Raw genomic sequence first — 24,271 nt, 5'->3', positions numbered from 1 at the left:
CGCTTAACTTTGAAGCGGTGAACGAGCAGGCTGTACTTTTAGCAGTAAAGTACAGTTTTTATACAATCCGCAATCTAATTTACGTAAGCGGTTGGTGAACTCCATCTACCCCTATTTCCACCAATCCGCTATTTTTAACTCAGGTTTAAAGTTCTTAAAACCTGAACGTTCGGTAAAATATTTAGTGTCGGCACAGCCAGCCCCGTCAGGCACACAATTTAAACCTGCCTGAACCGTTTAAATTATTGGTTCTGAGTTCATTTATGCCGCTTTTTCCAAAAAACTATCCGAACGTTCGTTTTTATCCGGCAATTTCAGCTCTAATTTTTGCTCATATCGGTTCCAGCAGCCACGAATTCGAAACTGCGGAATAATCCAAAACAGCGCGCGCCTGAGCATTCCGGCCGTGACAGTATCGGGATGCCTCCAGGCAGTTTTGGCCAGGGCAATGGCCGCTGGATTTTGACAAATGGTCAGTAATTGCAACAGCGCATACCCTGCCATTTTAATGTGCATCCATCGTAACAGCGTTCTGAGTTTCTGCTGCCATAAATGCTTGCATCCAAACTCGTGTTTCAGTTGCTGGAACATAGGCTCTATAGGCCACCTGAGCGAGTAGGCTAATAGCACTTCATCGGCTTTCAGGTCAGGATTTGTGGACAGAAATAGTTTGGTTTCTGTTTCTCCCTTGTCGTTTTCAAAACGACTCCAGACGACTCGGACAATACGGCCTTTCAAAAAACGTGCCCGGCAAATACAGGAACGAAAAGAGACTGTCCGGTTCTTTCTGTAAAGCCAGAGAGTCATCCTGGTCTCTGGTAATTTCTCTACTTCCTCAGGTGTCATTTTGACGCCGTACTTACGCTTGCGGCCTTTCCTTTTGAAAGGAGAGGGAGGAAGTGCATCGACTGGAAGCGCATAAAGTGCCCGGTTTTTGGGGATATGGCCAATGACCTCATACCCAAGTTCAAGTGCGGGCTGCATCATGGTGTGATTCATAAACCAGCAGTCAGTGAGCAGGTGCAAAGCTCGCCCCTGAAGAGTCTGTCTTACAGATTTCAGCATGGCCTTTGCAATTTTAAGCTTGCTGATGTTGCCTGACTTAGGTGATGGAAAAGCCATCACTGGAATCGCAGTATGCACCTTGTCTGATGGTCTCTGGAAAGGAATAGCCAGAAAGACCCAGCATTGACCAAGGAGATAAGTACACCGGTTCTTTTTCTTGCTGTGTTGGTGATGTATTCGGCATGCCGGTGCTTTGTTAGAGCAGCGTTCGAATGTCAGGTCGTCGAGAATCAGGGGAATGGTCTGACCGTCAGGCACTTTAGAACTGACCAGCAATATCAGACGATGCGCCAGGTTTCGCCAACGCCACTTGCCTTGGGAGACCCAATGATGGTAGCTGTTCCAGAAATTTTCGTAGTGGATCGTCAGAAGGGCTTGTGTAACAAAGCCTTCGCCAGAAAGCATGCCACCCAGAAGTAACTCACAGAACGTTGGTACCGCAAGTGGTGATAGCGCTTTTGCAAGAAATGTCGTATATAAAGAAAGCTCTCGAAGGATTACTTTCTGATCTGAAGTGAGCATGGCAACCGCTTTTTCCTGGTAGATTGGGTATTCCAGCGCATTCGGCCACCCATTCCGGTAACATCCGGCCACCTGTTCCAGTGTATCCGGCCACCCCTTTTCGGAGCGTAGCGACGCATCGGATAGCAGCTTAGGACGTAAGTTCTGACTTTGCCAGTTTTGACTGTTTCTTGCGCAGGGAGTCACCCTTAAGTGGCACCCGGTGAGCGTTGTGAATCAGCCTGTCCAGAATGGCATCTGCCAGTGTTGGATCACCGATCAATTCATGCCAGTGATCTACCGGCATCTGACTGGTGACCAGGGTGCTTTTTACATTGTGCCGGTCTTCTACTATTTCCAACAGGTCACGCCGCTGGCTTTCTGTCAGAGGTGATAGACCCCAGTCGTCTAAAAGAAGAAGGTCAGTTTTTGCCAGTGCTGTCATCAGTTTCACATAGCGACCGTCAGCCCTTGCCAGGTTCAGATCTTGCAGTAATCTCGGCAGCCTGAGGTACTGCACTGTGTACCCATCCCGGCAGGCCTTCTGTGCCATTGCACAGGCCAGCCAGGTTTTTCCTACACCCGTCGGCCCTGTAATGATCACGTTCTGATGCTCCCGTATCCAGTGGCTGGATAACAACTGCTGTATCTGGTCTCGTTTAAGACCACGGGGGTGACGATAGTCTATGTCTTCCATGCAGGCATCATGACGTAGTCGTGCTTTTTTAAGCCGTGTTTTTAAACGCCGGTTATCCCTTGCGGTCATCTCACGGTCAATCATTAAGCCGAGCCGTTCATCGAACGACAACTGCTCTATATCCGGACTTTTAAGCTGCTCATCTAATGCTTCGAGCATACCGGTAAGTTTCAGAACCTGAAGCTTTTCCATCGTAGGGTTCATTAACATTTTTATTCTCCTGCCGTCGTTAGTTAAAGTAGTCTGAACCCCGAAGGTTCTCGTGCTCATCAGGCAACACCGTCTCTGGCTCCAGTTCCGGAAGCGGTTGCTGATCGAGGTTGTGCTTCAGGATTGACTCTATGCTCCGGTAAGTGCAGGTTTCTGCATAAAGTGCACGACGACAGGCGTTTTCAAGTCGGTCGTTACCGTAGCCTTTGGCTAAACGGATGATGCCCTGACAACTTCGGTAACTCAGCTCAGGATAACGCCGTGTTGCAAGGACGCGTTGGATGACGGCTGCGGTTTCAGGTCCGATTTTTGCCGCCCAGCTTTGCATTCGTTCTGGTGTCCACTCGGCATATTTACGGTGCTTTTCCGGCATGTGGCTGGCTTGAGTAGTATGCCTGCCCTTATGCTGCGAACGGCGGTGGCTGGCGACTCTCTGCCCCTTATAGAAGCACTCAATCGTCTGACTGGTCATGCGTACACTTAATTGCTTTTTGACCAGCTGATAAGGGACTGAGTAGTAGTGTTTGTCGACCTCTACGTGGTAGTCAATATGTACTCGTGCCTCCTTCCATTCTGCGTATTGATAACGCATTTCAGGCAGTGGGCGCAGTGAAGGCTTATCGAGAGAATCAAACAATGAACGACGACTACCGGACAGTTTCTGGAACGGTTGGTTATTCAGTTCTGTCAGTAACCCTGCAATAGCCTCATTGAGTGAAGCCAGGGAGAAGAATGTCTGGTGGCGTAAACGCGCCAGTATCCACCGTTCAACTATCTGAACAGCAGACTCGACCTTACCTTTATCTTTTGGAGATCGGACCCGGGCGGGTACGACAGCGACATTATAATGTTCGGCCAGGTCTTGATAAGTAGGATTGATCTCAGGCTCATAACGATGAGGATGCTTCACGCCACTTTTCAGGTTATCCGGCACCAGGTTATTGGGTACTCCACCCAGGTATTCAAAGGTACGCACGTGAGAGCCTATCCAGTCTGGCAAAGACTGAGATAATGTAGCTTCTACATAGGTGTAACTGGAGGCACCAAGCGTCGCAATAAACACCTGCGCCTGCTGAACCTCTCCTGTGTGCTGATTAACGACAGTAACCGTCTGTCCGGCGTAATCGATGAACAGCTTGTCGCCTGCAATATGATTTTGGCGCATAACAACATCAAGGTGCGTTCGCCACTCTCTATAGCGGTCACTGAACCAACTGTACTGATAGCCTTCAGGATGGTTGGTCTTGTATTCCTGCCAGAGCACCATAAGGGTGACACCGGGCTTGCGAAGTTCCTGATGAATTTCGCTCCAGTCTGGCAAGGCCAGTTGGCGCTTTGAAGCAGGTGGCTGAACGGGAAACAGTTGTTGATCCAGTGTCGTCTCATCCAGATTAGATGACAAAGGCCATTCCAGCCCGGAGGCAGCAAACCGGTTAAGGTAATCACTGACGGTTGCTCTGGAAATATTGCAGCTACTGGCAATCTTCCGGATGCTGAGTTGGTGCTCGAATTTGAGCCTGAGTACTTCACGAATTTTGCGCATGGGCAGTCTCTTCATGATGCTATCCACTCGTCCTTGAGGAGGTCTCAAGTTTGAGGGTAGCGGTGAATTATGGGACTGCGCCACTGGTCGGAAATGGGGTGGCCGGATGTACCGGAATCAGTGGCCGGATACTAACGGAATGGGTGGCCGGATGTTACCGGAATCGGTGGCCGGATGGCTCCGGAATACCCAGTAGATGAAGCGGTTGCTTAACCTATCTCTGCATCAAAAAATACGAAACGTTAGTACTTATAATTCTCTAAACTCGAGGAAAAACATGTCATTGGCTTGCAGGAGAGGCAATTAACCATCATTTCGATTCTTGGGCGACCGTACCAAGAGATTTATTCCTGATATAGGTGCTGAATGACGGCAGGATAGCCCCTTTGTGGTTTTTTCCAATGATGGTGTCTACTTCAAGATCGCCAACCCTTAAGCGCTGATTGTCTTCTTCTGGTCGTTTATCAATGTCTACTCGGTTTGGGATACCGGTACGGTTGTGCGCTGAACCATAGCGCCTACGGTAAGTTTTCTTTTGGTGACGTAAATGCTTGTAGAGTGTCCCTCCAGCCTTTTTATCTGCCAAGACATGTTGATAAATGGTCTCGTGGTGAAGCTTTATAAGCCCTTGTTGCTCAAGCCTTCCAGCGACTTGTTCAGGACTCCAGTCTTCCTTTATTTCATCCGATATACGTCGTTTAATGTCGTCAGTGAGCTTGACTGATTTGGCCTTTTCCTGATGACGTTCCTGCGCTGACCGTTGCGCTTGCTTATGTCGATAACCTCTTTGACCAGTATTGCGGCCCAGTTCTCGAAAGAGCGTACTTTGTGCGCGTCCAAGGGCTTTAGCTATTTTATTCATTGATACCCCCTCTTTGCGCTGAATTTCGATATAATTTCTTTCTTCAAGGCTCAGGTGTGTATAGGCCATCCTTGGCTCCTCTGTACGGTTTCGTCGCTTTACAGAATACCCCTGAGTCTTGATTTAGTTCAAAGGTGTATAGCGACAGATGATTACAGAGGTTATGCACTTATGATACGAATTCAGCTCTTACCCATGGTTCGCTTCGTTTCTTATTCTGAATGATGTCCGAACAACTCATTCTATCTTGGCTCATTTGAAGCCGCTTTTGGAGCGGGGCGGACTATTCCATTATTTCATATTGGAAGAGACTGAGGGGTGAAAGCGAAGCTGTTCTTGTGTACATTTGGGTATGGCAAGTTCCGGTTTGCTTCTTCCGAAGCATTTTTTTGGTCGACCCAATTATATCAAGCGATTGGGCGGAACTTGCCTCCTTTCATGAAAAATCCGGGTTAGCTATATTTCAATAAGTTTGGCAAATCACTTTCTGCTTTTAAGAACCATGTATTGGGTAATTCAGAAAAACTACTAAATGATCTCCCGCTTTCATAACAAAGGCATTGCAACTCTATCAAGATGTAGTAAGGCTTTGAATTTTTTAAAAGTAAGCGAGCCTCTTTTATTTCCTGAGAAGATATTGATGATTTGACGTCATAACCTCTGATTTCAACCCCTGAAATAGAAATTTTACCCTGAATAGCATGCCAAGCATCAATAACTCTTTGGAGTGAAGCTGGAACAAATGAAACGATAAGCACATTTGGAGTATTCCTTACTGAAGATGCACTTCCATAAGCTGAAATATTATTAAATTCCAGTGTTTGCCAGTAGCTCTGTCTTTCGAGGCGGTTGTCTTTAAGGTGATACATTATTATTCTCCAGACTTATTAAGAGTCTAGTCTGATACCCAGAACTGCAACCTTTTCTTTTAATAGTTATAGAAAAACTCATCCAAAATACCGCTAGTAAAATGACACAAAGTACGTTCAGAATAGAAAACGTTATATGAATCCTTCAAATAATTGTCATTAGCTTTAATAATTTTCAAAGGGGTTTGAGGCTTCAGCCCCCGTTAACGGTATTGAAATAACAATCTGTTCCAAGTCCGCACTTTATGTTCATAGCTTTCAGGATATTCACATACGCTCTATTCTGGGCAGTGCCTTTGATACCCATCGCAAAAAGCATATCTTGAACAAAAGGACCAATCAAGCTATCCAGAAGCCACATGTCCAGAGTCCAAAGGCGAACATCCCCTCTGTGCATTTGGCCTTCCTCAATATCGTACCATCCGAAATATCCATAGTACGTTTCTGTATCCGTCATTCAGCACCTATATCAGGAATAAATCTCTTGGTACGGTCGACCAAGAATTGAAATGATGGTTAATTGCCTCTCCTGCAAGCCAACGACATGTTTTTCATGACCATCGACCAATAAAACATTAATTCCCTGAAAGCAAAAAAATACCCAGCGTGCAGTCGGATTCTGATAGGGCTTTCGCTTCATATCCGGAAAGAACCTACTCTGACGCTTTAATTCATGCCTGATTCGATGCTGTATCGCTGCGTAGACTAACAGGCAAAGCGTCATCACCATAAGCAACGCTTCTATACGTTCCGGCTTCTTTAAAAACAGCGAGGAGACCAGAAATTCAGGGCTTTTAAGAAACCGAAATCCACGCTCCACCGACTGCTGTGATTTATAAGTGCTCAACACTTCTGCTGAACTTAGCCGGCTCCTGTCCAGATCATTTGTTGCCAACACAAAGCACCCCAGGGAAGCCTCTGCTACTTTACGACAGTCAACGGATACCCAAGGATGACCGCTGACATAATACTCCACGCTATCTGGTTTGCTGTCTTTCTCCGGACGTCCCACTTTGGTATAGCATGGTTTTGTCGTAATTACAGGTTCTGCCTGACAATAATTGCTTTTTGATTGCCACTCATTGAACGCACGCAATGCGTCCGTTTCACACTTGAACGGTTTCTTCGCCAGCTTGCTGGTCAGTGCTTCCGCTTCTTTTTCTGACTTTTTCAACAGTTTTTTGAGCAGTGTTTTCTGTTCGCTTTTCCGAGCCTGTTCACTGCGAATCAGAACCCACCGTTGAGATACATCCGCATAGTCGGACAGTACTTCGCAGCTCTCATAACCTTCGGCATCTTCAACCGGTGTCATCGCACAAGAAGCGACACTGTCCACAAGCTCTCTTGCGGATTTTATTTTAGCCGGAACCCGGGTGATGAACTGTTGCTTTTGCTGATGCAATATCTGTACATTGTCTGTTGTATAAAGTGCAGCATCGCCGATCAGGTAACGATTATTCAGCGCCTCTTTGTAGCATTTCAAATGCTTGCTGATGACTTTTTTAAAATTAGTGTTGTCGTTTATATTGCCACTGGATGCGGCCATGAATACGGGAATACCCGCCTGATTTTCAGTCATTAGGAGCAGTATCGCCTGATTTAATTCAGGTCGGTGATCTCTGCTGTATCCACGACAGATTTTAATGCAGTTCAGATCTTCTTCATCGACTTCAGACTCACTGTTATAACGACCGTCCACATGAAAGCTGGTTGAATCAAGATTCAGAGCATTACACGGCAGTTTCAAGACATTAACGGCCTTGACAGCCAGTGATAAATAGACCTCACTTACACCCAGTTCAAAAATTTGATCCAAGGCTCTGCCGAGTACACTTTCGTTGATATGTTCCGGCTCTATACCCGGCCGAATAAGTTTATCCAGTGGTTTGTCGGCGTGAAACTCAGGGAACATGTGGAGTGTGCGAGCAGTGAAGCCCAGTCCGTTAAGCAGCATTGAGACAACGGTTTCTCCGAAGGAAATCTTTCTGGTTTCAGATTGGTTGGGAACCAGAGAATCCAAGAGGTTAGCGATCCCGAGCTCTTTGCACATACCGGCCACCAACCCCGTATGGTCGATGCGTTGAATGTGAAATTGATGAGGTTGCATGGCATATGCTCAGTCTGAAAATTTTTTACATTTTAGATGGTTTTAGGAAATTCTCAGATTAAGTGCTGAATGACGGCTGTATCGAATATGTAAGTAATCAGATCTATGCTGTCTCTTAACACCTTGGGCAGCAATTTAAATAAAGTGAGGTAATATTTCTGTTCAGTTGAAGTAGGCTCAGATAGCGCCTTATTCAATTCCTTTTTTTTCGGGAAATTGAATTCATTTTTTATCAATTTGCCCCACCTTTCTTTGTCAACACAGCAGGCGAAAAAACCATCGTCGGATGATCTCTTTTTCAGTGGTGGACAGCTTATTATATCGTTAATATTGTTTGAATCCTTGTAACTTGGGGCTTTGGTAGAAGCGAGGTGACAGCTATCAGTATCAATTAAAGCTTCGGATTCAGCCTTGTAACTTGAAGGCTTTTGTTCTTTTGAAGAAGATGGAAGATTGATTTGATTATATTCTGTGTTTGGTTTTCTGGATTTATTTAAATTGAGTTCTTTGTTTTTTGATGGAACGACCCAAGAAGGACATCCTTTCTTGGTAGTTTTTTTAGACATTTCGATTTCTCACTAAACAATAATTAAATAACTTTGCCATCTTTTGGGCAAGGTTTGTTTTTGACTTTTGAGCCAAACATTAATTTATTACATTAGTGGTGAGTTGCTAGATATTTATGCTATTAGAAAAATTGTCTTTGTAATTAAATGTTCGATTTTACGAACATAAAAAACCGAACTTTCATATTGTCCCCTCTATCAACAGGCGCAATGCATCTGACAGTGCTAGAGCCACGACAAGAGAATTGTTAACGTGGTACTCAGTATTCTCCGGCAACTGACACCGTAGGCATGTCCTTCACAAGTATAAAACCGGATCACTGCTTTGTTTTCAGTTATAACAAGCTGGACGCCCCGGCCATCATGCAGCAGATGTTCCGTTATCGCAAAACCAAGGGTTTTACCGTGGTAGCAGATTTAATGCCGCCATCCAAAGACTGCGAGGACTTTTTAAAACGGATTCACTGCCTGGAGCGAATGGCTGGATTTGGTGCCTCACAGCCTGCTTATGCCAGTGATTATGTGGGTTTTGTAGAACGACAGAGAGCCAGTGTTAACTCCGCTTTGAAATGACCTTCTTCCACCGGTTTGAGATGACCCGTTTTCAGCAATACTTTTGACCCGTAATCATCGGTTAAGTTCACTGTGTTTTTCAGGTTTATTTCTTGGTGGAAGTGCCTTTCAATACTCCTGCTTTGCGCTTCTCTTTAAGACGGTAACTTTCACCCTTTATATTCAGGGTCGTGGCGTGATGCAGCAATCGATCCAGAATCGCTGTGGCTATCGCCTGATCACCAAAGATTTCGCCCCAGTCCACAAAGCTTTTATTCGAGGTCAGGATGATGCTGGCCTTTTCGTAACGGCGAGTCACGAGCCGGAAGAACAGGCTAGCCTCGTCCTGATCCATAGGAAGGTAGCCAATCTCATCCAGAACCAACAGTTTGGGGTACATCAATTGTTGCATCTGCCTTTCAAGCCGATTTTCCTGCTGGGCTTTCTTCAGCGTGGTCATCAGTTTGTCGAGACTCATGAACATCACCCGATGACCAGCCTCAGCTGCTTTGATCGCCAGGGCTATTGCCAGGTGCGTTTTACCAACGCCCGGAGGCCCCAGTAAGGCGACATTTTCAGCACGATCTACAAAGCCCAGTCCAGACAGTTCACGAACCACTTTTCGATCAATGCTTGGCTGGAAGCTGTAGTCAAACTGTTCGAGCGTTTTAAGCCAGGGCAACCGGGCTTGCTTCAGGCGGCTTTCCAGCCCTTTTTGGTGCCGACCTGCCCATTCGGTTGAGAGCACTTCTGCGAGGAATTCCCGGTAATTCAGGTCTTTCTTGCTGGCTTGCTCACACAGGGCATCAAGGTTGTCAGCCACGTGATCTAATTTAAGTCGGTCGACCAGTGTCGTTAGTTGTTCCATTACACCACCTCCTCATACTGGCTGAGGTCGCGGGTTTCCACTTTAACCTCATCGTAGAGTGCCCGGTGGTGGGTAGGATCAAGTTGCCACTTGTTCTGGCCTTCCACCTGTAAATGTCTGGCTACCAAGGTATCGTCAGGCCCATAAATCAGGAGCTGTCGATCAAGACCAATGCGGATGCTGACCTGTTGCCCAACCAGCGCAGCAGGAACACTGTAGCGATTGGTTCGAACATTAATGTAAGCATCAACGGGCACTCGTCGTGTTTCCCGGTAGCTGGTGTCGAAACGGATATCGGGTAGCTTGTTGAGGTGCGGATGCTCCTTCTGGAAACGATCTGCAACCTTTTCTTTCAGGGTGTCATGATGGCGTTCGTCCGCTACCTTTGTCAGCCAGTCGCTGAGCTGCTGGTTCAGGTGCTCAAGGCTTTCAAAGCTGCGGTAACGCTGGAAGAAATTCTCCTTTACGTAGCGCACCATTCGCTCAGTTTTACCCTTGGTTCTTGCCCTATAGGGCTTACAGACTTTGGGCTGGAACTCATAGTGCTGAGCCAGGAGCAGGAAGCCCTCATTGAATTTGACCTGCCCGTTTCCGGGGTGTTCCAGGACAGCAGCTTTCTGGTTATCAACCAGCACCTGGGCACTGGCACCACCAAACCATTCAAACGCACGGATCAGGCTTTCGTAGGTGTGTTCAGCATCATTGCTAAAGGCTGCGAATGCGTAGAAGCGACGGGAGTAGCCCAGGACATTCACGGAGACATAGACCTTGCGCAGCTCCCCCGCAACCTCGACAAAAAGCTCACCCCAGTCGTGTTGCAACTGGTGGCCGGGAGTCGTTTCATAACGAGTAGTGGCTTTGCTTTCACGTAGGGTGCGTTTGGGCTGGATATAATCCCGCAAAATGGTGATACCACCGACATAGCCTTGCTCCTTGATTTCAGCAAAGATGACCTCGGCATTCCAGACATTTTCTGCCAACAAGGCCTCAATGACGGGCTTGAAATCATCCAGCCCGAATGTTTCATAAACAGGCAATATGCTCTGGTCAGGTCGTTTCATTCTGACTTTTCCGGAGTTTTGTTGCCTCATTGTCCATGAAAAAGCTATGGCAACCCTATTCACATAGAAATCTAACGTTTTTTGATCAATATCGGCTTCTCCAGAGCAACAGAATACCCCAATCCCCTTTCAGTCGGTTGCTATTTGGTCTGTCTGAGTTTGTCGAGCTGGCTACCCGGGTCGAGGTAGCGGTATTGAGTAAAAGACTTCTGTTATATGCCGTAAAAGCCCTTTGAGTGGATAGCTGCGAGGTAAGTGCAGCTTGATTCGGTCTTTATACTCAACCACTTTAACCGCAACCTTACAAAGCTTCGTGATCACCGTTGAGGGCTGGGCTTTTTCCAGCTCCGTACCTTTCAGGGCTTTGGTTCTCAGCTCATGATGAAGAACGTAAGCAGCGCAGGCGTAAAACATTCTCAGATGGTTCGCCAAAAACCCCTGATCTGACAGGCGATCACCGGACAAATCACTTTTCAGATGCTTAATGAAGTTCTCATCCTGCCCTCTGGGACAATAAAGGTCTTCATATATCTCTTCGGGGGAAGCCTCCATCATCGAAGTCACAATAAAGCGGGGATTGTCGCCTTTCTGATTGACCTCTGCCTTGTAGATTATCCGGGTGTCCAGCCCTTTCCAGCTTTTGGCCTGATAATCTGTTTCCCCGTAAAGCCTGAGCCGATCAGGCTCCGGCATATTGTTCAATTTTGCCAGTTTGGTTTTCACCTCAAGAGCTTGCCGAGCTTCGTCCAGCAACTCTTTGGCTTTAGGCCGTAAGGCTGTTTTGTGTCCCGCGCCTTTACCCAGAACGTAATCAGAATGCGGATCGTCCTGCACCACCTGCATCAATTCTGGTTGAGCAAAATGGCTATCCCCCCGAACCAGTAAATGGGTTTTCGGCCATCTTGCACGGATCAGCTTAATGAGACGCTTGAGAATGGCTGCATTCTCTCTACCTGTGGGTGTTTTTCCAGGGCGCAGGATAGAAGTGATCAACTTGCCACTGAGACCTTCAAATATCATTAAGGGCAAGTAGCAGTAGTCTTGATATTTGGCGTTGAACAAGTTCATCTGCTGACCACCATGGGTGATGGCGGGCGTATGATCCAAATCGATAATGATGGCTAACGGCGGGTATTTGTAACTGCTGATGAAGTGATCAGCCAGTGCTTTGGCCATATTATAAATATCCCGTCTGGTCATGGATTGGCCAAGCCTCGTATATGTTGGAGCGGAAGCCAGGTGGTTGTCATTGTCCAGTGGGTTCTTACCATTGGCGAGTTTAAAAATTGGGTCTTTGCGCAGACGATTGCTGTCATTTGCGTCTTCATAACCACAGGCCATTTGCAGAACTCTTTGAGCAATGAGTTCTTGCAAAGTGTGGTCGATGTAGGATTGGTGACGTTTATCGTCAATGGCATTAGTTAATCTGGAAATGAGACCGCTGTGAAGCATTGCTTCACGTATCAGCAAGGCACCAAAATCAGAGGATAGTTCTCCGCCATTGAAGTCTGCTCGAATGGTTTTTCCGTTGGAGGGGTGAAAGCGAAGCTGTTCTTGTGTACATTTGGGCATGGCAAGTTCCGGTTTGCTTCTTCCGAAGCTTATTTTTGGTCGACCCAATTATATCAAGTGATTGGGCGGAACTTGCCTCTTTTCATGAAAAATCCGGGCCAGTTTACTGGGGCGTATACCCGGCCTGCGCTTGGGCGGAGGCCCTTGTCGTTTCAGGGCGCGCTTGACTGTACTGACAGAGCAACCTCTCTGACAGGCGATGTCCTCAAGATAGCAGCCTTTTTCTCTGGCTTGCTTTATCATAAGGTAATCCTCTCGGTTGATCATGGCTCTTTTCCCTGAGTGCTGGTAACACTAAGGAAATCGGCCATAAAGTGGTTAATCGAGAGGTCATTTCAAACCGGTGATTTGGGGTCATTTATTGCCGGAGGTAACACCAGTAAAGCAAGAATACTGAAGATGGGAGCCAATGCCCTGTGTGACTACCTTGAACAGCGTAAAATTACTGTAACGCCGTTGTCTGAAAGCCTGAACCTGAACAACGACCATAGCGGTACAGCCGATGAGTTAAAAGCTATACAACAGAAAAACAGGGAGGCATTGCCGGAAAAACTGGTGCAGGCGAAGTCGCTTTCTGAGACCGAATTTAAACATCTGAAATGTCTGCCATTCAAGTCTGAAACCGAACAGCTTTCTTGTCAGCGATATCGTATCTGTGAAGGGTTGGGTATTGTTCCTTCAGAACTGACGGAACAGGATTGTGAGTTCTGGCTGGATGTTGGGATAAACAGCTTGTGCAACTATTCCGCAGCCAGAGGGTTTGACGTCATTGAAGATGAAACAGGGACGCCCTTATGCGATCAGAAATTCCAGCCAATGCTGCAAAAGTACCTGCATTACCTGCTGGAGCCTCTGTGTCAGGATGATTATGTGTTTCTGGATTCCTGGAGCCGTAAAGAAGCAGTGAAGTGGTTGACCGGATCATGGAAATGAACGAACAGGATCAGTGGGCGTTGCAACGATTAAAACTGATTCCCGGCTCCATGATCTCCGGGCAAGGCTGTAACCAAAAAATTGTTCGCCCTAAAAACCCAACCGATTTTGTGAACAATTTTCTGTTATCAAAGCGGCTGGGAATTCAGCACCAGAGCTATCAGGTTCGACTTGGAAAGTGGCGGGAATGGAGGTATCACGTAAGCAGCGAATCACTGCAAAAAATGGAGCATTACTTCGAACAAAGAGCCAATGCACATGGCTTGAAACAGGTGTCACGGGTCAAGGGGAAAGTAGTAAAGACGGAGTCGGCGGGGCGCACCTTAGAAAGGTTTGGTGATTGGCATTTTAGGCGTTGGCAAAAACGAGATAATCAACAAAAAGCAGGAATTGGTTTGGCTGGTCAGGAATCTGCCACAGACAGAGCCAGGCCGCAAGGCAAGTCGTGGCGAACATTGCCACTGTAGCAGCTTCGATCATCATACAGGGAAGGCAGTGTCACCATGGACAGCAACATTGCGCTGCCATGGTTATCAGCATGAGCGTCATCTGGCCACCAGTATCAAGTACTCGTTAGGGAAAGTGGTTCAGATTATCGAACTCGAACAGCATTACTAAACCTGTGGAAAAAACTGCGATGTGAAATTCAGATAGCCTTGTTGGCCACCAAGGCTGTGCCACCGGTCAACGGATTTGATAATCCTTTTCAGGCACTTCTGCAGCTCTTCCGAGGTTTTTACAAAATTCTCCGGGTTGAACTGATAGGCAAAATGATCGGTGATCGCTATAACAGCTTCCAGATCAATCCTTCTCATTATTCTCTGCTCAACGTTTGAGAGGTGCATGTTTTTCGGGGCTCTCTTCGCATATTCTGCCCGATAGTGTTCGATGGTGGCTTCGAGTGAACGTTTTACTTCCGTATCCTGCAGGGCAGAGTTACGGCGGAAGTAATTCATGATGGGAAACTCAAGGTTCTGAAGCACGTCTTCGTATTCTTCGGTGATATCCATAGCTGAAACCTCATCTATAACAAAAAGAGGATAGCTCATGGCCACAACCAATATCTGGCAACAGTTCAAGTCATTGCCCCCGGAAGGAGGAAGAACCGTCATTACGATCACTACTAACAACGGGAATGGAACCAGTACTGTAACGCTTTGGGATGGGACGGTAGTGATTGTAAAGGGTAAAACGGTAGGGGTAGGGCAGAAGGCTTTTGTGCAGGGTGGGGAGGTGGAGGGGGCTGCGCCGGAGTTGGGGCAGTATGAGGCAGATGTCTAAGTTTTTTTGATCTCTTGCAAAAAACGTTGACGACAGTTGGCACACCATTCTCTGACAAACTCGATAATTAATTGCTTTGCATCTTCATACTCGTATTTGTAGTCAAGGGTGGATACATTGTAATAAATATCTTTTGTTGAATATTTTTCTATATCTCTGGCAAACTCACCGGAAAGAAAGCTGTACCAGTCCACGTCATAGCCTGATTCTCGAAAATGGTCTATAATCTCCTCGCTCCAGCAAAAAGGCATGAAGTCGTAGTAGTCAGAGTCATAAAAAAAATAGTCTGCTAAGCCATTGATGACTACCCGAAACCGGTCATTCTCTTTGTCATTTTGTAACCAATCAATCACACCAAGGCTTTCTAATAATCTTATTTTCTGAGACAGAAGCATTCGCAGACCTCATGAAATATCAAGCTGTCCTTTCAATTTAGGCTATCAGTTATTTTTCGTTACTCTTTCAAGTTTACATCACATAATCATTTCAAATACCAAGTGCCTTTTTGCTCATTCGCTTCAGTCCAAGTTCTTTCTCCGTATCACGACGAATCCGTTCCAAGGGCTTGTGCGTTTGCTGGATATTCAAGGCATTGCTTCTGTCATCGAAGCGGTAAAGCTGTCGGAACAGTCCTTCCAGCTCCTGAATTTCAGCATCAGTGATATTGTCCCACACCTCATAATAGGAGAAGTGAGTCCAGTCACCGACCCGTTTTCTCTTGTGAGAAAACAGCCGTTTGCGAATTTTGCCATTAGCACCTTTGCCGGACATACCGATGTAAACGAGATCGTAGGATTTTCCCCGTTTTTGGTATAGGGCGTAGATGCCTCGAAGCTGCTTCGGGATGATCTCAAGCTCGGTGATATGACGGTATTCCAGAGCGGATTTAATATAAAGCATTACTTTGTAATAATATCTTTTAATTTCTGCTCCCAGCAATAATGGCTGTCTGAATGATTTTTGGAAAAGTTTGGGTTAGTTTGAAACTTTATTTCCCATCATCCCAGCTATTTAGAAAATCAGCCAATACGTCACCATGGCAAGGAAGTGGTTTACAAAAACACCCTAAACGCTTACCTGCCAGTTTAAAGACTTCCGATTTTTTCTTGTTTGGGAATTTCTCATAATCAAAATCATATTTATATTTTCTAATGACTTCTTCTCTATCATCCCCTTCCTCATACATTGAGTGAGGATTTCCCCAATAAGATTTTCTACCTATGTATTCGTAGTTTGAACTGCTTTTTATGAACTTGTATGTATCTTCGTTTTTTATGTTTATTACTCTAGTTATATTTATTTTTATAAATCGGCAAGGTGTTTCTGTGGATTTGATTCTTTCCAGCTCTTTTGGGAATTCTTCGCCATCATCGAAAATAATGGCATGAGTGATATTACTTTCTGACCATTCCGGTAGTTCATCTGAACCGATAGCTGATTGATTTTGCCCAATAAAGTTGGCAATGAAATTGTTTGGATCGTTGGGGAAGACTAAAGTAACATCCCCAAGATGGCTAATTATTTTGTTTACTTTTCGAAAAAACTTCGAGTAGCAGTTGAACAGTTTTGGATAAAGAATAAGAACTCTATTCATTAGTACAAATGCTTAACGCTGAGATTTAAGTCTGAGTATTCGTTTAAATACTCTACTACCAGCCTTCTATGACATAAGTGAGGTTCATGCTCACTGCATAATAGGCAGCTATTTTCTAGTACAGTGCTATTGATATTTTTTTCAACTTGCCTCTTTGACATTAAGTTGAGGAAATTGTCTTCATAGGCTTCCCAGGACATGTCACCTTTTTTATAAGCATTTAGTATTTCTTTTGTCGGAGCTAACTCGGGGGTATGCAAATAATCTGTACCGCATAGTTCTTTTAAGAAAAATTTGAGATCATCCCTTTTAGCAAATCCAGCCAGCTGAGATACATTGTTTAACCGTACATCAAGCAAGGTTATTATTTTTGAATCCCTAATGAAATTAAAAAATGTTTCTGCATTTTTTTTTGTAAAGCCGATAGTGTAAATTTTCATTATTGTACTCGGGAGTAGTAGATTTTAATTTAAGATTTTATATAAAGAATATGCTGGCTACTAACTTGTAGCAATACCCATTGTATTCTTCTCCCAGACTAACGCATAAAAAGCAGCTTTCTAGGGTTTTGTCAATATATTTTCCTGCGTCGTGAAAAGTTGTAGGCAGATTGTAGTGGATGTTGTTGTAGGTAAATACAACTCGCTTCTTTCCAAATTGAGAGTGGACACTTAGGTTTTGAACCTTAATAAAGTAAAGAGATTGCGGTACTTTATAAATACCACTCTTGATTTGAGCATAAGATATTTTATTATCTCTTCCCCAAAGGCTTGCAGGTTGGTCAATGAAGCTGACTAAGTTATTTTTGTTAACATAAGGGGCTTCCTGGGGGGAAACTATTCGATCGAAATGCCAGTTTTCTGGTTGATGAGTTAAGGGGGTTGGGCGAAAGAAATTAAATTTTATAATCTGGCCCTGATAAATAATGTATTTCTTGTTGTCACCTTTATCAATATAAAAAATACTGTGACTACCTACAGCAGCTCCACATGGCGTAGAGACAGCTCTTATCCACATTTTCGAGTCGATGGTTTTACCCGCAACGCAGTATTTTCCATGCTTTTTGGATCTGGCTAAGACAAGGAGTTCTTTGGTTTCCATAAATAATTACCATATTGGAAATGTAAAAGAACCCACTTAGACCATAGGCTGTTATTTTAGTTCAAATGTTATTCAATATATGCTGTGTCCAGAAATTAAGAGGTGAAGACACCTTCGTTGCCCGATCTTCTATCAGCTTTTCTTTTGTGGCAAAAGCCTTTCACACATAGAAATAATTTTCCCGGCAACGGTCAATACATGGTGAAGACTCATTTCCCCAACCGTTTCATGTTCGGAAATATAGCCGGAAAGGTATGCCTCGGCTTCAGATTTTATTCCGAGACGCTTACAGACCAGGTAAGAAGCAGATTCAGCCTCCAGCTCGATTTGCTTGTGGGTTAGCCCTCTTCGATCCTGCCATTTGTCTTTTTTGGGGCGTGCGCCCAAATGACCGCAAAGCAGGTGTGCCAGCTCATGCACCAGCGTTGCAAATTGAACCTCTTTGGAATGAGTTTCGTTGATTTTGATGGTATAGCCATAATCTTCAGCACGAATATTACCGGCTAAATTATTTTTCAGTTCCACTTTTTGAATGGCTACATCCATTCTGGCGCAGTTGGCGTGGAGAATATCATAAGTCTTTGATGGTAACTCGCCGGTTGCCCGGAACGGTTCTGTGAGATCGACGGGTAAGGGGGGACCTACCGTGTCTTCAATATCGTAAACAAAATTCACCGGACCGAATGGAATCAGGATCACCAGCGGGCGGGCATTGGGGCGGATATCCCTGTCGTACTTTTCTTTCCAGTCATAAGCCGTTTCTGCATGGGTCATGTCGGGATGCTGAGTATGCATCAGGAAAGCATTGTAGGGGGCATAGTTTTTTTGCTGGTTGATGAAGTTCAGCAGTTCGAGGTAGTTGGCGCTCTGTTTATATTCAACACTTCTCTGGAAGAGTTGGTCAAGATCGTGAACATCGGCCTCTGATACCGTTGGTTTGCCCTCTGGACCAAGCAGGTTCAGTTGATCAGAGAGGGAGTCATCGACCTTTTCCTGAGAAGATTTCCAGCCGAACAGATTGGGCTGGGTGTAATCGACACTTAATTTTGAAGCAAGTTGTTTTTTACGATCCTGTTCTTCATAAAGCCAATAAAGCTCGGCTCTTAGTTCTTCATCGGTGCTGGTGTTTGCCACAGAATCAGAACAAAGGTTTCTGAAAACCCAGGCTGGAGGAACATTGGCATCTTCCAGTGGGGGCAGTCCGGCAAACTTGAGGTATTCTGCAATTCTTTCTGGAGGTAGGTTATTTCGTGCTTCCCTCCAGTCGAAAAAATGCTCATCTTTCAACAAAAACAGATCACAATCCTGCCAGTGTTGAAAGCCCTCTACTTCGTCTTTAAATGTCCATAACATACGGTTTTGAAACGGTTTATCATGATGTGCCAGATACTTCGAACGAATGATAGGAACATACAAGCCGAGCATTGCAATGATAAAAGGCTCACTCTGGGCAAGGTAGACTAACTGATAAACAATACGGTCAAAATCGTTTTGAGTAACATCATCTTCGAACCATACAGCAGGGCTTTGATCGTTAAATCCCCAGTCATCGGTGATGATGTTAATGAGCTGACCAACGTCTGTGCAATGGCTCAACCGTCTAAATGTATCGAAAGAATCTGAATCTTGTATACCAAATGTTTCAGAAGCAAAATGATCATAGCGTATTAAAGAAGCCTGAATGCGGGGTAGTTCCAGCAACAGGCTGGCTTCTGTGTCCCATTGATTAGTCATTATTTTATCCCTTTACAGCGTGGGCGTTTGCAGGCGTGCCTTAAAGGCAGAATGTAGGCAGGAAGCAGCCCAGCTGAGCTGCTGTTGGTTAAGGGTTTTCGGTGGTGGGGTTAACGGTGACCTGACCGTTCATTAGCATGGGGAGGAGCCAGTCTCGGAGTTTGCTTAGTTCATTGTTTTCAAAAACCAACTTATTTCGTTTTTCAATAATTGGAGAAACTAGAGCTTCAAATTTATTTTCAATTTCTATCATTGGACGAGTTAGTTTAAGAGCTTTTATTCCTTTGACATTGAAGCTTTTGAAAAAAGCTCCGTGGTCTAAGTTTGTTAAAATTTGTCTCTGAATGTCAATTCCAGATAAGCTAAGAAAAAAATAATTTGGGTTTATTGAGTTTGGTCGTATAGCTGTTATGTTTCTTCCAATGCCACATTTTACAGTTTCGGGAATTTGGGCAAATGCTGCTGTTCTACCAGCATTCGTCATCACAATATCATTGTGTTTGACTTCAATTCGAGCAGTCCAAGCCAAATAGTCTGGTTTTGAAACGTAAAATTTATTACGAACATCAACTTGGCCATTATCCAGAATGTTCTCAAGCTGAAGGAGATAATGTTTTTTATCATCCAGAAGAAAATCAGGCTTTTTAGAGTGCAGACAGTCAATGACACCGCAGCTATCTAAAATGAGTTCTGTTTTCCACCCCTCCGGAATCTCCCGCTTCAAAACCTCGTTATAAACCATCTTCCCGCCAGAAGATTTGTAGGGCTTGCCGTTAGCATCGGGGAAGTCAAACTGTACAAACCAGTAGTCGTACAGGGTTTTTGCCATGGCTTCCAGTTCGGTGTTGATGCGGTTGTTAAGTTCGATTTTTTTATCAATAGCTGACAGCACATCAGCAATTTTTTTTTGTTCGGTTGTATCACTAGGCAAAGTAATTGGAAGTGATTTGATGATTCCAAGATTTATTAGAGGGACAGTACTACCAGTATTCCTATTGATAATTGTCTGGAATATCCAAGGGCTAGCGAGCCAATAATAAACGTAATTTGGATAAGCTTTTTGCGTATCAACTCGGAATCGTAATTGTTTGTTTGAAATTACATATCTTTGATATTTTGCTTGCGTAGGAATAATGCCAACCTGGCCAATAGTTCCAGCTGCTGTGAATACAATGTCACCCTCTATTGCATCAGCCTTAAGTTCATCAGCTTTTTCTTTTGTTAAAAACACAAAGCCTTCATCAATGAATTTTTTAAAATCGGTTGTTAAATTGTTGCCTCTGATTACAGGTATGCCTGAATCCTTAAAGAAACGTTTGCCAATGCTGCTGCCAAATGGGCCAGAAATTACAGATCGACCGGGTGCCGCAATATCTCCAAGCTGTATTTTTTTAATGTCACTCATACTTTAAACCCGCCAGATTTTTTTTAATTTCCCCCTCTAAATCACGAGACTGTTCAAATAGGGCGTTGAGATTATTGTTGAAATTTTTCATCTTCTCAGCAAACTGCTCCGCCGTAATATCCACATACTCAATCTTCACCTCAAAATACTGCCCGGCACTCAGCGAGTAATTTTTGCCCGCAATTTCCTCATAACTCACCGCGACCGAAAAATCATCCTCCACATCCTGACCATTAAACACGTCAATAATAAACTGCTCTTCCTTTTCGGACAGAACGGTTTTCTGGTTTTTGCCTTCCTTCACTTTTTGACCAAGGTTAGAGGCATCAATCAATGCCACCTTGCCTTTGTTGGAAGCATCAATAAATAAGATAGAAACGTTGGTGCCGGTGGTCGCAAAAATATTGCTCGGCATCGAAACAACGCCTGCCAGCATTTTATTGTCTACCAAATGCTTTCGAATCTTTTTGTCGATACCGGACTGTGCCGTGATAAAACCGGTAGGCACCACTACAGCCGCTTTACCACCTGGTTTCAGCAGCAGTTCCCGATGATAACACGTCGATAGTCGTTTAAAATTATTTCATCGTTTCAAAAAATCAACGGCAACCAATACCCTGCACCCTAAGTGCATCACTGAATATACTGTTGCCCCTGAAACCTTGACTACAGCAACATCCTACGAAGTGTTAATTTTAACCCTGCCCGGCTTTATACCCTTGTTAATCGCTTCAAATAACTCATCCCACCCTTCAAGAAACCAGGACAGGAAAATACGTGTGATTAACTTCCATAGGTAAGTACGAACACCTTTCGATCGTTCTTTTAAGGCTTTTTGAAACTCCGGGCTGGTCATTTCCTGAATTTGATCAACCATAAATGCCAAAAAGGTCAAATAAGCCAGATTCGTAGCCAGATGGTACTTTCCATGACCATAGTTATGCTCAATGTTGTAGCCTTGGTTTTTCAGGGTATTAAACGTTTGGTTTTCTATATGCCAGCGACACCGTCCTCCTATCATTATTTCTTCAACGGTTTCTTCTGTTAACTCAATATCAGTAACCCAGCACCAAGTATGGCGATTACCTTCTTTATCGGTTTCAACGTAATCAAGAACATTTACATTTTCAGCAAAATCGGATGCATTAAGTGGCACGTTATTGGCGTAGCGGAACCAGCAATTCCCGCTGATCATTTAGCCCCTTGCAAGACTAAGCCGGCAGCATGAACAAAAAAAATGCTTTCGCAGACTAAAGAGGCTAAAATGAAAAGTTCTTGTACCGGTCGTCGTTGAGTCAATTATGACCACTGCTCTCCAGAAATACAGTAAGCACCTTTGTGTCAAAAACCTTATCCTTCAAGCTTGCAAATGCTTTGATACCATTCCGGACTACCGTCCTAACCACTGTTCCAATGGTATTCCTTTTTCTAATTTTGCAAAGTCTGCTTTTGCCATGATGCATCAGAAATATGATTCTCTTCTGTCGTTTGATACGGATCAGGCCGATCCTGTTATTCGCCATAATCTTGAAACCATGTATCACGTGAAAGACGGAAAAGTACCTTGTGATACCCATATGAGAGAGATTCTTGATCCAATAGCGCCAGAGGAGTTCCGCAAGCCATTCAAAAAACTCTTCTCTTTGGTTCAGCGAAATAAACTTCTCAAGGCGTTTGAGTTCAAGTGTGGAGATTTAAAAGACTGTTACCTGATGCCTGTTGATGGAACTGGCCTATTTTATTCTGGAGAATGCCGTTGCAATGAATGTTGTGTAAAGAACAAGGGGAAGCGCAACGAATCCTATTACCACAACTTAATGGGTGGATGTATAGTTCACCCAGAGCAAAAAACAGTTATTCCCTTTGCACCGGAAGCTATCGTTCTTCAGGATGGTGCCACCAAAAATGATTGTGAAAAAAATGCAATAAAACGCTATTTGGCACACGTCAAACGAGAGCATCCTCATCTTAATTTAGCGATTCTCCTAGACGGCCTCTACGCTGATAACCCCACCATTGAGCTGATCAGGAGCTATGGCTGGCATTACATTATTGTTGCCAAAGACGGGAATCATAAATCGCTTATTGAGGCCATGAATGCGCTGTGCGATCAGGGTAACCTCAAATACCATGAGATAACCAATAAAGAAAAAGGCACTAAACACTGGTTCCGCTACGCCAATAACGTGCCACTTAATGCATCCGATTTTGCTGAAAATGTAAATGTTCTTGATTACGTTGAAACCGATAAAGAAGGTAATCGCCATACTTGGTGCTGGGTTACTGATATTGAGTTAACAGAAGAAACCGTTGAAGAAATAATGATAGGAGGACGGTGTCGCTGGCATATAGAAAACCAAACGTTTAATACCCTGAAAAACCAAGGCTACAACATTGAGCATAACTATGGTCATGGAAAGTACCATCTGGCTACGAATCTGGCTTATTTGACCTTTTTGGCATTTATGGTTGATCAAATTCAGGAAATGACCAGCCCGGAGTTTCAAAAAGCCTTAAAAGAACGATCGAAAGGTGTTCGTACTTACCTATGGAAGTTAATCACACGTATTTTCCTGTCCTGGTTTCTTGAAGGGTGGGATGAGTTATTTGAAGCGATTAACAAGGGTATAAAGCCGGGCAGGGTTAAAATTAACACTTCGTAGGATGTTGCTGTAGTCAAGGTTTCAGGGGCAACAGTATATTCAGTGATGCACTTAGGGTGCAGGGTATTGGTTGCCGTTGATTTTTTGAAACGATGAAATAATTTTAAACGACTATCGACGTGTTATCATCGGGAACTGCTGTAGCGGAACCAGTGTTTAGTGCCTTTTTCTTTATTGGTTATCTCATGGTATTTGAGGTTACCCTGATCGCACAGCGCATTCATGGCCTCAATAAGCGATTTATGATTCCCGTCTTTGGCAACAATAATGTAATGCCAGCCATAGCTCCTGATCAGCTCAATGGTGGGGTTATCAGCGTAGAGGCCGTCTAGGAGAATCGCTAAATTAAGATGAGGATGCTCTCGTTTGACGTGTGCCAAATAGCGTTTTATTGCATTTTTTTCACAATCATTTTTGGTGGCACCATCCTGAAGAACGATAGCTTCCGGTGCAAAGGGAATAACTGTTTTTTGCTCTGGGTGAACTATACATCCACCCATTAAGTTGTGGTAATAGGATTCGTTGCGCTTCCCCTTGTTCTTTACACAACATTCATTGCAACGGCATTCTCCAGAATAAAATAGGCCAGTTCCATCAACAGGCATCAGGTAACAGTCTTTTAAATCTCCACACTTGAACTCAAACGCCTTGAGAAGTTTATTTCGCTGAACCAAAGAGAAGAGTTTTTTGAATGGCTTGCGGAACTCCTCTGGCGCTATTGGATCAAGAATCTCTCTCATATGGGTATCACAAGGTACTTTTCCGTCTTTCACGTGATACATGGTTTCAAGATTATGGCGAATAACAGGATCGGCCTGATCCGTATCAAACGACAGAAGAGAATCATATTTCTGATGCATCATGGCAAAAGCAGACTTTGCAAAATTAGAAAAAGGAATACCATTGGAACAGTGGTTAGGACGGTAGTCCGGAATGGTATCAAAGCATTTGCAAGCTTGAAGGATAAGGTTTTTGACACAAAGGTGCTTACTGTATTTCTGGAGAGCAGTGGTCATAATTGACTCAACGACGACCGGTACAAGAACTTTTCATTTTAGCCTCTTTAGTCTGCGAAAGCATTTTTTTT

The 24,271-nt window shown here is 44.4% G+C and carries 27 protein-coding genes and 2 pseudogenes; 6 read left to right on the top strand and 23 right to left on the bottom strand.

Annotation, left to right across the window (positions count from 1 at the left end):
• Positions 1-261: 261 nt before the first annotated feature.
• From NX722_RS09015 to NX722_RS08980, 8 genes and pseudogenes are all read right to left on the bottom strand, one after another.
• Complete coding sequence (locus NX722_RS09015; protein WP_265442345.1) at positions 262-1,659, bottom strand: IS701 family transposase; 1,398 nt, start codon at positions 1,657-1,659, stop codon at positions 262-264.
• Between the two features lie 58 nt (positions 1,660-1,717).
• Positions 1,718-2,473, bottom strand: a complete 756-nt coding sequence (gene istB / locus NX722_RS09010; RefSeq protein ID WP_262564275.1) for an IS21-like element helper ATPase IstB — start codon at positions 2,471-2,473, stop codon at positions 1,718-1,720.
• Positions 2,474-2,492: 19 nt separating this feature from the next.
• Positions 2,493-4,031: an IS21 family transposase gene (istA, locus tag NX722_RS09005; RefSeq protein ID WP_262567700.1), complete on the bottom strand. Its 1,539-nt coding sequence runs from the start codon at positions 4,029-4,031 to the stop codon at positions 2,493-2,495.
• Positions 4,032-4,389: 358 nt separating this feature from the next.
• Positions 4,390-4,947 (bottom strand): annotated as a pseudogene (locus NX722_RS09000) (IS30 family transposase); the annotation flags it as partial.
• A gap of 383 nt (positions 4,948-5,330) precedes the next feature.
• Positions 5,331-5,747 carry a hypothetical protein gene (locus NX722_RS08995; protein ID WP_262567698.1) on the bottom strand — a complete coding sequence of 139 codons (417 nt, stop codon included), beginning with the start codon at positions 5,745-5,747 and terminating at the stop codon, positions 5,331-5,333.
• Between the two features lie 193 nt (positions 5,748-5,940).
• Positions 5,941-6,204: a hypothetical protein gene (locus tag NX722_RS08990; protein ID WP_262567697.1), complete on the bottom strand. Its 264-nt coding sequence runs from the start codon at positions 6,202-6,204 to the stop codon at positions 5,941-5,943.
• 12 nt (positions 6,205-6,216) lie between these two features.
• Positions 6,217-7,854, bottom strand: coding sequence for an IS1634 family transposase (locus tag NX722_RS08985; RefSeq protein WP_262564376.1), 1,638 nt, complete (start codon positions 7,852-7,854; stop codon positions 6,217-6,219).
• A 53-nt stretch (positions 7,855-7,907) separates the two neighbouring features.
• Complete coding sequence (locus NX722_RS08980) at positions 7,908-8,420, bottom strand: hypothetical protein (RefSeq protein ID WP_262567696.1); 513 nt, start codon at positions 8,418-8,420, stop codon at positions 7,908-7,910.
• A 291-nt stretch (positions 8,421-8,711) separates the two neighbouring features.
• On the opposite strand from NX722_RS08980, the gene NX722_RS08975 reads away from it, so the two are divergent.
• Positions 8,712-8,993, top strand: coding sequence for a hypothetical protein (locus NX722_RS08975; protein ID WP_262567695.1), 282 nt, complete (start codon positions 8,712-8,714; stop codon positions 8,991-8,993).
• A gap of 85 nt (positions 8,994-9,078) precedes the next feature.
• Here the strand turns inward: NX722_RS08975 and istB (NX722_RS08970) are convergent, their stop codons facing one another.
• From istB (NX722_RS08970) to NX722_RS08955, 4 genes and pseudogenes are all read right to left on the bottom strand, one after another.
• Positions 9,079-9,840, bottom strand: a complete 762-nt coding sequence (istB, locus tag NX722_RS08970; RefSeq protein ID WP_262567694.1) for an IS21-like element helper ATPase IstB — start codon at positions 9,838-9,840, stop codon at positions 9,079-9,081.
• Positions 9,840-10,853 (bottom strand): annotated as a pseudogene (gene istA / locus NX722_RS08965) (IS21 family transposase); the annotation flags it as partial. The pseudogene istA (NX722_RS08965) and the gene istB (NX722_RS08970), both read right to left, overlap by 1 nt.
• A 219-nt stretch (positions 10,854-11,072) precedes the next feature.
• Entirely contained in the window at positions 11,073-12,473 is a 1,401-nt protein-coding gene (locus NX722_RS08960; RefSeq protein ID WP_262567692.1) for an IS1380 family transposase, read from the bottom strand.
• 48 nt (positions 12,474-12,521) lie between these two features.
• The gene (locus tag NX722_RS08955; protein ID WP_262567691.1) at positions 12,522-12,740 is read right to left on the bottom strand and encodes a hypothetical protein; all 219 of its coding nucleotides are present in this window, start codon (positions 12,738-12,740) and stop codon (positions 12,522-12,524) included.
• A gap of 15 nt (positions 12,741-12,755) precedes the next feature.
• Between NX722_RS08955 and NX722_RS08950 the strand changes: the two genes are divergently transcribed.
• The 3 genes from NX722_RS08950 to NX722_RS08940 are packed head-to-tail and all read left to right on the top strand — an operon-like array spanning position 12,756 to position 14,024.
• Entirely contained in the window at positions 12,756-13,406 is a 651-nt protein-coding gene (locus tag NX722_RS08950) for a hypothetical protein (protein ID WP_262567690.1), read from the top strand.
• Entirely contained in the window at positions 13,403-13,873 is a 471-nt protein-coding gene (locus NX722_RS08945) for a hypothetical protein (protein ID WP_262567689.1), read from the top strand. Before NX722_RS08950 ends, NX722_RS08945 begins: the two co-directional genes overlap by 4 nt.
• Before the next feature lie 28 nt (positions 13,874-13,901).
• On the top strand, positions 13,902-14,024 hold the full coding sequence (locus tag NX722_RS08940) for a hypothetical protein (protein WP_262567688.1): 123 nt from the start codon (positions 13,902-13,904) through the stop codon (positions 14,022-14,024).
• Here the strand turns inward: NX722_RS08940 and NX722_RS08935 are convergent.
• Positions 14,021-14,455: a hypothetical protein gene (locus NX722_RS08935; RefSeq protein WP_262567687.1), complete on the bottom strand. Its 435-nt coding sequence runs from the start codon at positions 14,453-14,455 to the stop codon at positions 14,021-14,023. The genes NX722_RS08940 and NX722_RS08935 overlap by 4 nt on opposite strands.
• On the opposite strand from NX722_RS08935, the gene NX722_RS08930 reads away from it, so the two are divergent.
• Positions 14,454-14,687 carry a hypothetical protein gene (locus tag NX722_RS08930; RefSeq protein ID WP_262567686.1) on the top strand — a complete coding sequence of 78 codons (234 nt, stop codon included), beginning with the start codon at positions 14,454-14,456 and terminating at the stop codon, positions 14,685-14,687. The genes NX722_RS08935 and NX722_RS08930 overlap by 2 nt on opposite strands.
• Here the strand turns inward: NX722_RS08930 and NX722_RS08925 are convergent.
• From NX722_RS08925 to NX722_RS08885, 9 genes are all read right to left on the bottom strand, one after another.
• Entirely contained in the window at positions 14,684-15,082 is a 399-nt protein-coding gene (locus NX722_RS08925; protein ID WP_262567685.1) for a hypothetical protein, read from the bottom strand. The two genes, NX722_RS08930 and NX722_RS08925, sit on opposite strands and share 4 nt — an antisense overlap.
• 91 nt (positions 15,083-15,173) lie before the next feature.
• A complete protein-coding gene (locus NX722_RS08920) occupies positions 15,174-15,587 on the bottom strand; it encodes a hypothetical protein (protein ID WP_262567684.1) in 414 nt (137 codons plus the stop codon).
• 88 nt (positions 15,588-15,675) lie between these two features.
• Complete coding sequence (locus NX722_RS08915; RefSeq protein ID WP_262567683.1) at positions 15,676-16,281, bottom strand: DUF4326 domain-containing protein; 606 nt, start codon at positions 16,279-16,281, stop codon at positions 15,676-15,678.
• A complete protein-coding gene (locus NX722_RS08910) occupies positions 16,281-16,721 on the bottom strand; it encodes a DUF488 domain-containing protein (protein ID WP_262567682.1) in 441 nt (146 codons plus the stop codon). The genes NX722_RS08915 and NX722_RS08910 overlap by 1 nt, the downstream gene beginning before the upstream one ends.
• 37 nt (positions 16,722-16,758) lie before the next feature.
• Positions 16,759-17,382, bottom strand: a complete 624-nt coding sequence (locus tag NX722_RS08905; protein ID WP_262567681.1) for a dual OB domain-containing protein — start codon at positions 17,380-17,382, stop codon at positions 16,759-16,761.
• Between the two features lie 132 nt (positions 17,383-17,514).
• On the bottom strand, positions 17,515-19,116 hold the full coding sequence (locus tag NX722_RS08900; protein WP_262567680.1) for an ImmA/IrrE family metallo-endopeptidase: 1,602 nt from the start codon (positions 19,114-19,116) through the stop codon (positions 17,515-17,517).
• A gap of 88 nt (positions 19,117-19,204) precedes the next feature.
• On the bottom strand, positions 19,205-20,521 hold the full coding sequence (locus tag NX722_RS08895; RefSeq protein ID WP_262567679.1) for a restriction endonuclease subunit S: 1,317 nt from the start codon (positions 20,519-20,521) through the stop codon (positions 19,205-19,207).
• Positions 20,514-21,059: an SAM-dependent methyltransferase gene (locus tag NX722_RS08890; protein ID WP_262568633.1), complete on the bottom strand. Its 546-nt coding sequence runs from the start codon at positions 21,057-21,059 to the stop codon at positions 20,514-20,516. The genes NX722_RS08895 and NX722_RS08890 overlap by 8 nt, the downstream gene beginning before the upstream one ends.
• A gap of 141 nt (positions 21,060-21,200) precedes the next feature.
• Positions 21,201-21,716, bottom strand: a complete 516-nt coding sequence (locus tag NX722_RS08885) for a hypothetical protein (RefSeq protein ID WP_262567678.1) — start codon at positions 21,714-21,716, stop codon at positions 21,201-21,203.
• Positions 21,717-21,822: 106 nt separating this feature from the next.
• Between NX722_RS08885 and NX722_RS08880 the strand changes: the two genes are divergently transcribed.
• Complete coding sequence (locus NX722_RS08880) at positions 21,823-23,184, top strand: transposase (RefSeq protein WP_262563772.1); 1,362 nt, start codon at positions 21,823-21,825, stop codon at positions 23,182-23,184.
• A 125-nt stretch (positions 23,185-23,309) separates the two neighbouring features.
• Here the strand turns inward: NX722_RS08880 and NX722_RS08875 are convergent, their stop codons facing one another.
• The gene (locus NX722_RS08875; RefSeq protein ID WP_262567677.1) at positions 23,310-24,200 is read right to left on the bottom strand and encodes a hypothetical protein; all 891 of its coding nucleotides are present in this window, start codon (positions 24,198-24,200) and stop codon (positions 23,310-23,312) included.
• Positions 24,201-24,271: the final 71 nt, after the last annotated feature.

It is taken from the genome of Endozoicomonas gorgoniicola, assembly GCF_025562715.2.
Lineage (GTDB): Bacteria > Pseudomonadota > Gammaproteobacteria > Pseudomonadales > Endozoicomonadaceae > Endozoicomonas_A > Endozoicomonas_A gorgoniicola.
Note: the sequence above shows the minus strand (reverse complement) of the source record. Positions and strands in the feature narration are given on the sequence as shown.

What these genes read in the sequence shown, in the direction of transcription:
- istB (WP_262564275.1), bottom strand. Translation starts at nt 2,473, where the DNA reads ATGTTAATGAACCCTACGATGGAAAAGCTTCAGGTTCTGAAACTTACC.
- istA (WP_262567700.1), bottom strand. Translation starts at nt 4,031, where the DNA reads ATGAAGAGACTGCCCATGCGCAAAATTCGTGAAGTACTCAGGCTCAAA.
- NX722_RS08995 (WP_262567698.1), bottom strand. Translation starts at nt 5,747, where the DNA reads ATGTATCACCTTAAAGACAACCGCCTCGAAAGACAGAGCTACTGGCAA.
- NX722_RS08990 (WP_262567697.1), bottom strand. Translation starts at nt 6,204, where the DNA reads ATGACGGATACAGAAACGTACTATGGATATTTCGGATGGTACGATATT.
- NX722_RS08985 (WP_262564376.1), bottom strand. Translation starts at nt 7,854, where the DNA reads ATGCAACCTCATCAATTTCACATTCAACGCATCGACCATACGGGGTTG.
- NX722_RS08980 (WP_262567696.1), bottom strand. Translation starts at nt 8,420, where the DNA reads ATGTCTAAAAAAACTACCAAGAAAGGATGTCCTTCTTGGGTCGTTCCA.
- NX722_RS08975 (WP_262567695.1), top strand. Translation starts at nt 8,712, where the DNA reads ATGTCCTTCACAAGTATAAAACCGGATCACTGCTTTGTTTTCAGTTAT.
- istB (WP_262567694.1), bottom strand. Translation starts at nt 9,840, where the DNA reads ATGGAACAACTAACGACACTGGTCGACCGACTTAAATTAGATCACGTG.
- NX722_RS08960 (WP_262567692.1), bottom strand. Translation starts at nt 12,473, where the DNA reads ATGCCCAAATGTACACAAGAACAGCTTCGCTTTCACCCCTCCAACGGA.
- NX722_RS08955 (WP_262567691.1), bottom strand. Translation starts at nt 12,740, where the DNA reads ATGATCAACCGAGAGGATTACCTTATGATAAAGCAAGCCAGAGAAAAA.
- NX722_RS08945 (WP_262567689.1), top strand. Translation starts at nt 13,403, where the DNA reads ATGAACGAACAGGATCAGTGGGCGTTGCAACGATTAAAACTGATTCCC.
- NX722_RS08930 (WP_262567686.1), top strand. Translation starts at nt 14,454, where the DNA reads ATGGCCACAACCAATATCTGGCAACAGTTCAAGTCATTGCCCCCGGAA.
- NX722_RS08935 (WP_262567687.1), bottom strand. Translation starts at nt 14,455, where the DNA reads ATGAGCTATCCTCTTTTTGTTATAGATGAGGTTTCAGCTATGGATATC.
- NX722_RS08925 (WP_262567685.1), bottom strand. Translation starts at nt 15,082, where the DNA reads ATGCTTCTGTCTCAGAAAATAAGATTATTAGAAAGCCTTGGTGTGATT.
- NX722_RS08920 (WP_262567684.1), bottom strand. Translation starts at nt 15,587, where the DNA reads ATGCTTTATATTAAATCCGCTCTGGAATACCGTCATATCACCGAGCTT.
- NX722_RS08915 (WP_262567683.1), bottom strand. Translation starts at nt 16,281, where the DNA reads ATGAATAGAGTTCTTATTCTTTATCCAAAACTGTTCAACTGCTACTCG.
- NX722_RS08910 (WP_262567682.1), bottom strand. Translation starts at nt 16,721, where the DNA reads ATGAAAATTTACACTATCGGCTTTACAAAAAAAAATGCAGAAACATTT.
- NX722_RS08905 (WP_262567681.1), bottom strand. Translation starts at nt 17,382, where the DNA reads ATGGAAACCAAAGAACTCCTTGTCTTAGCCAGATCCAAAAAGCATGGA.
- NX722_RS08900 (WP_262567680.1), bottom strand. Translation starts at nt 19,116, where the DNA reads ATGACTAATCAATGGGACACAGAAGCCAGCCTGTTGCTGGAACTACCC.
- NX722_RS08895 (WP_262567679.1), bottom strand. Translation starts at nt 20,521, where the DNA reads ATGAGTGACATTAAAAAAATACAGCTTGGAGATATTGCGGCACCCGGT.
- NX722_RS08885 (WP_262567678.1), bottom strand. Translation starts at nt 21,716, where the DNA reads ATGATCAGCGGGAATTGCTGGTTCCGCTACGCCAATAACGTGCCACTT.
- NX722_RS08880 (WP_262563772.1), top strand. Translation starts at nt 21,823, where the DNA reads ATGACCACTGCTCTCCAGAAATACAGTAAGCACCTTTGTGTCAAAAAC.
- NX722_RS08875 (WP_262567677.1), bottom strand. Translation starts at nt 24,200, where the DNA reads ATGACCACTGCTCTCCAGAAATACAGTAAGCACCTTTGTGTCAAAAAC.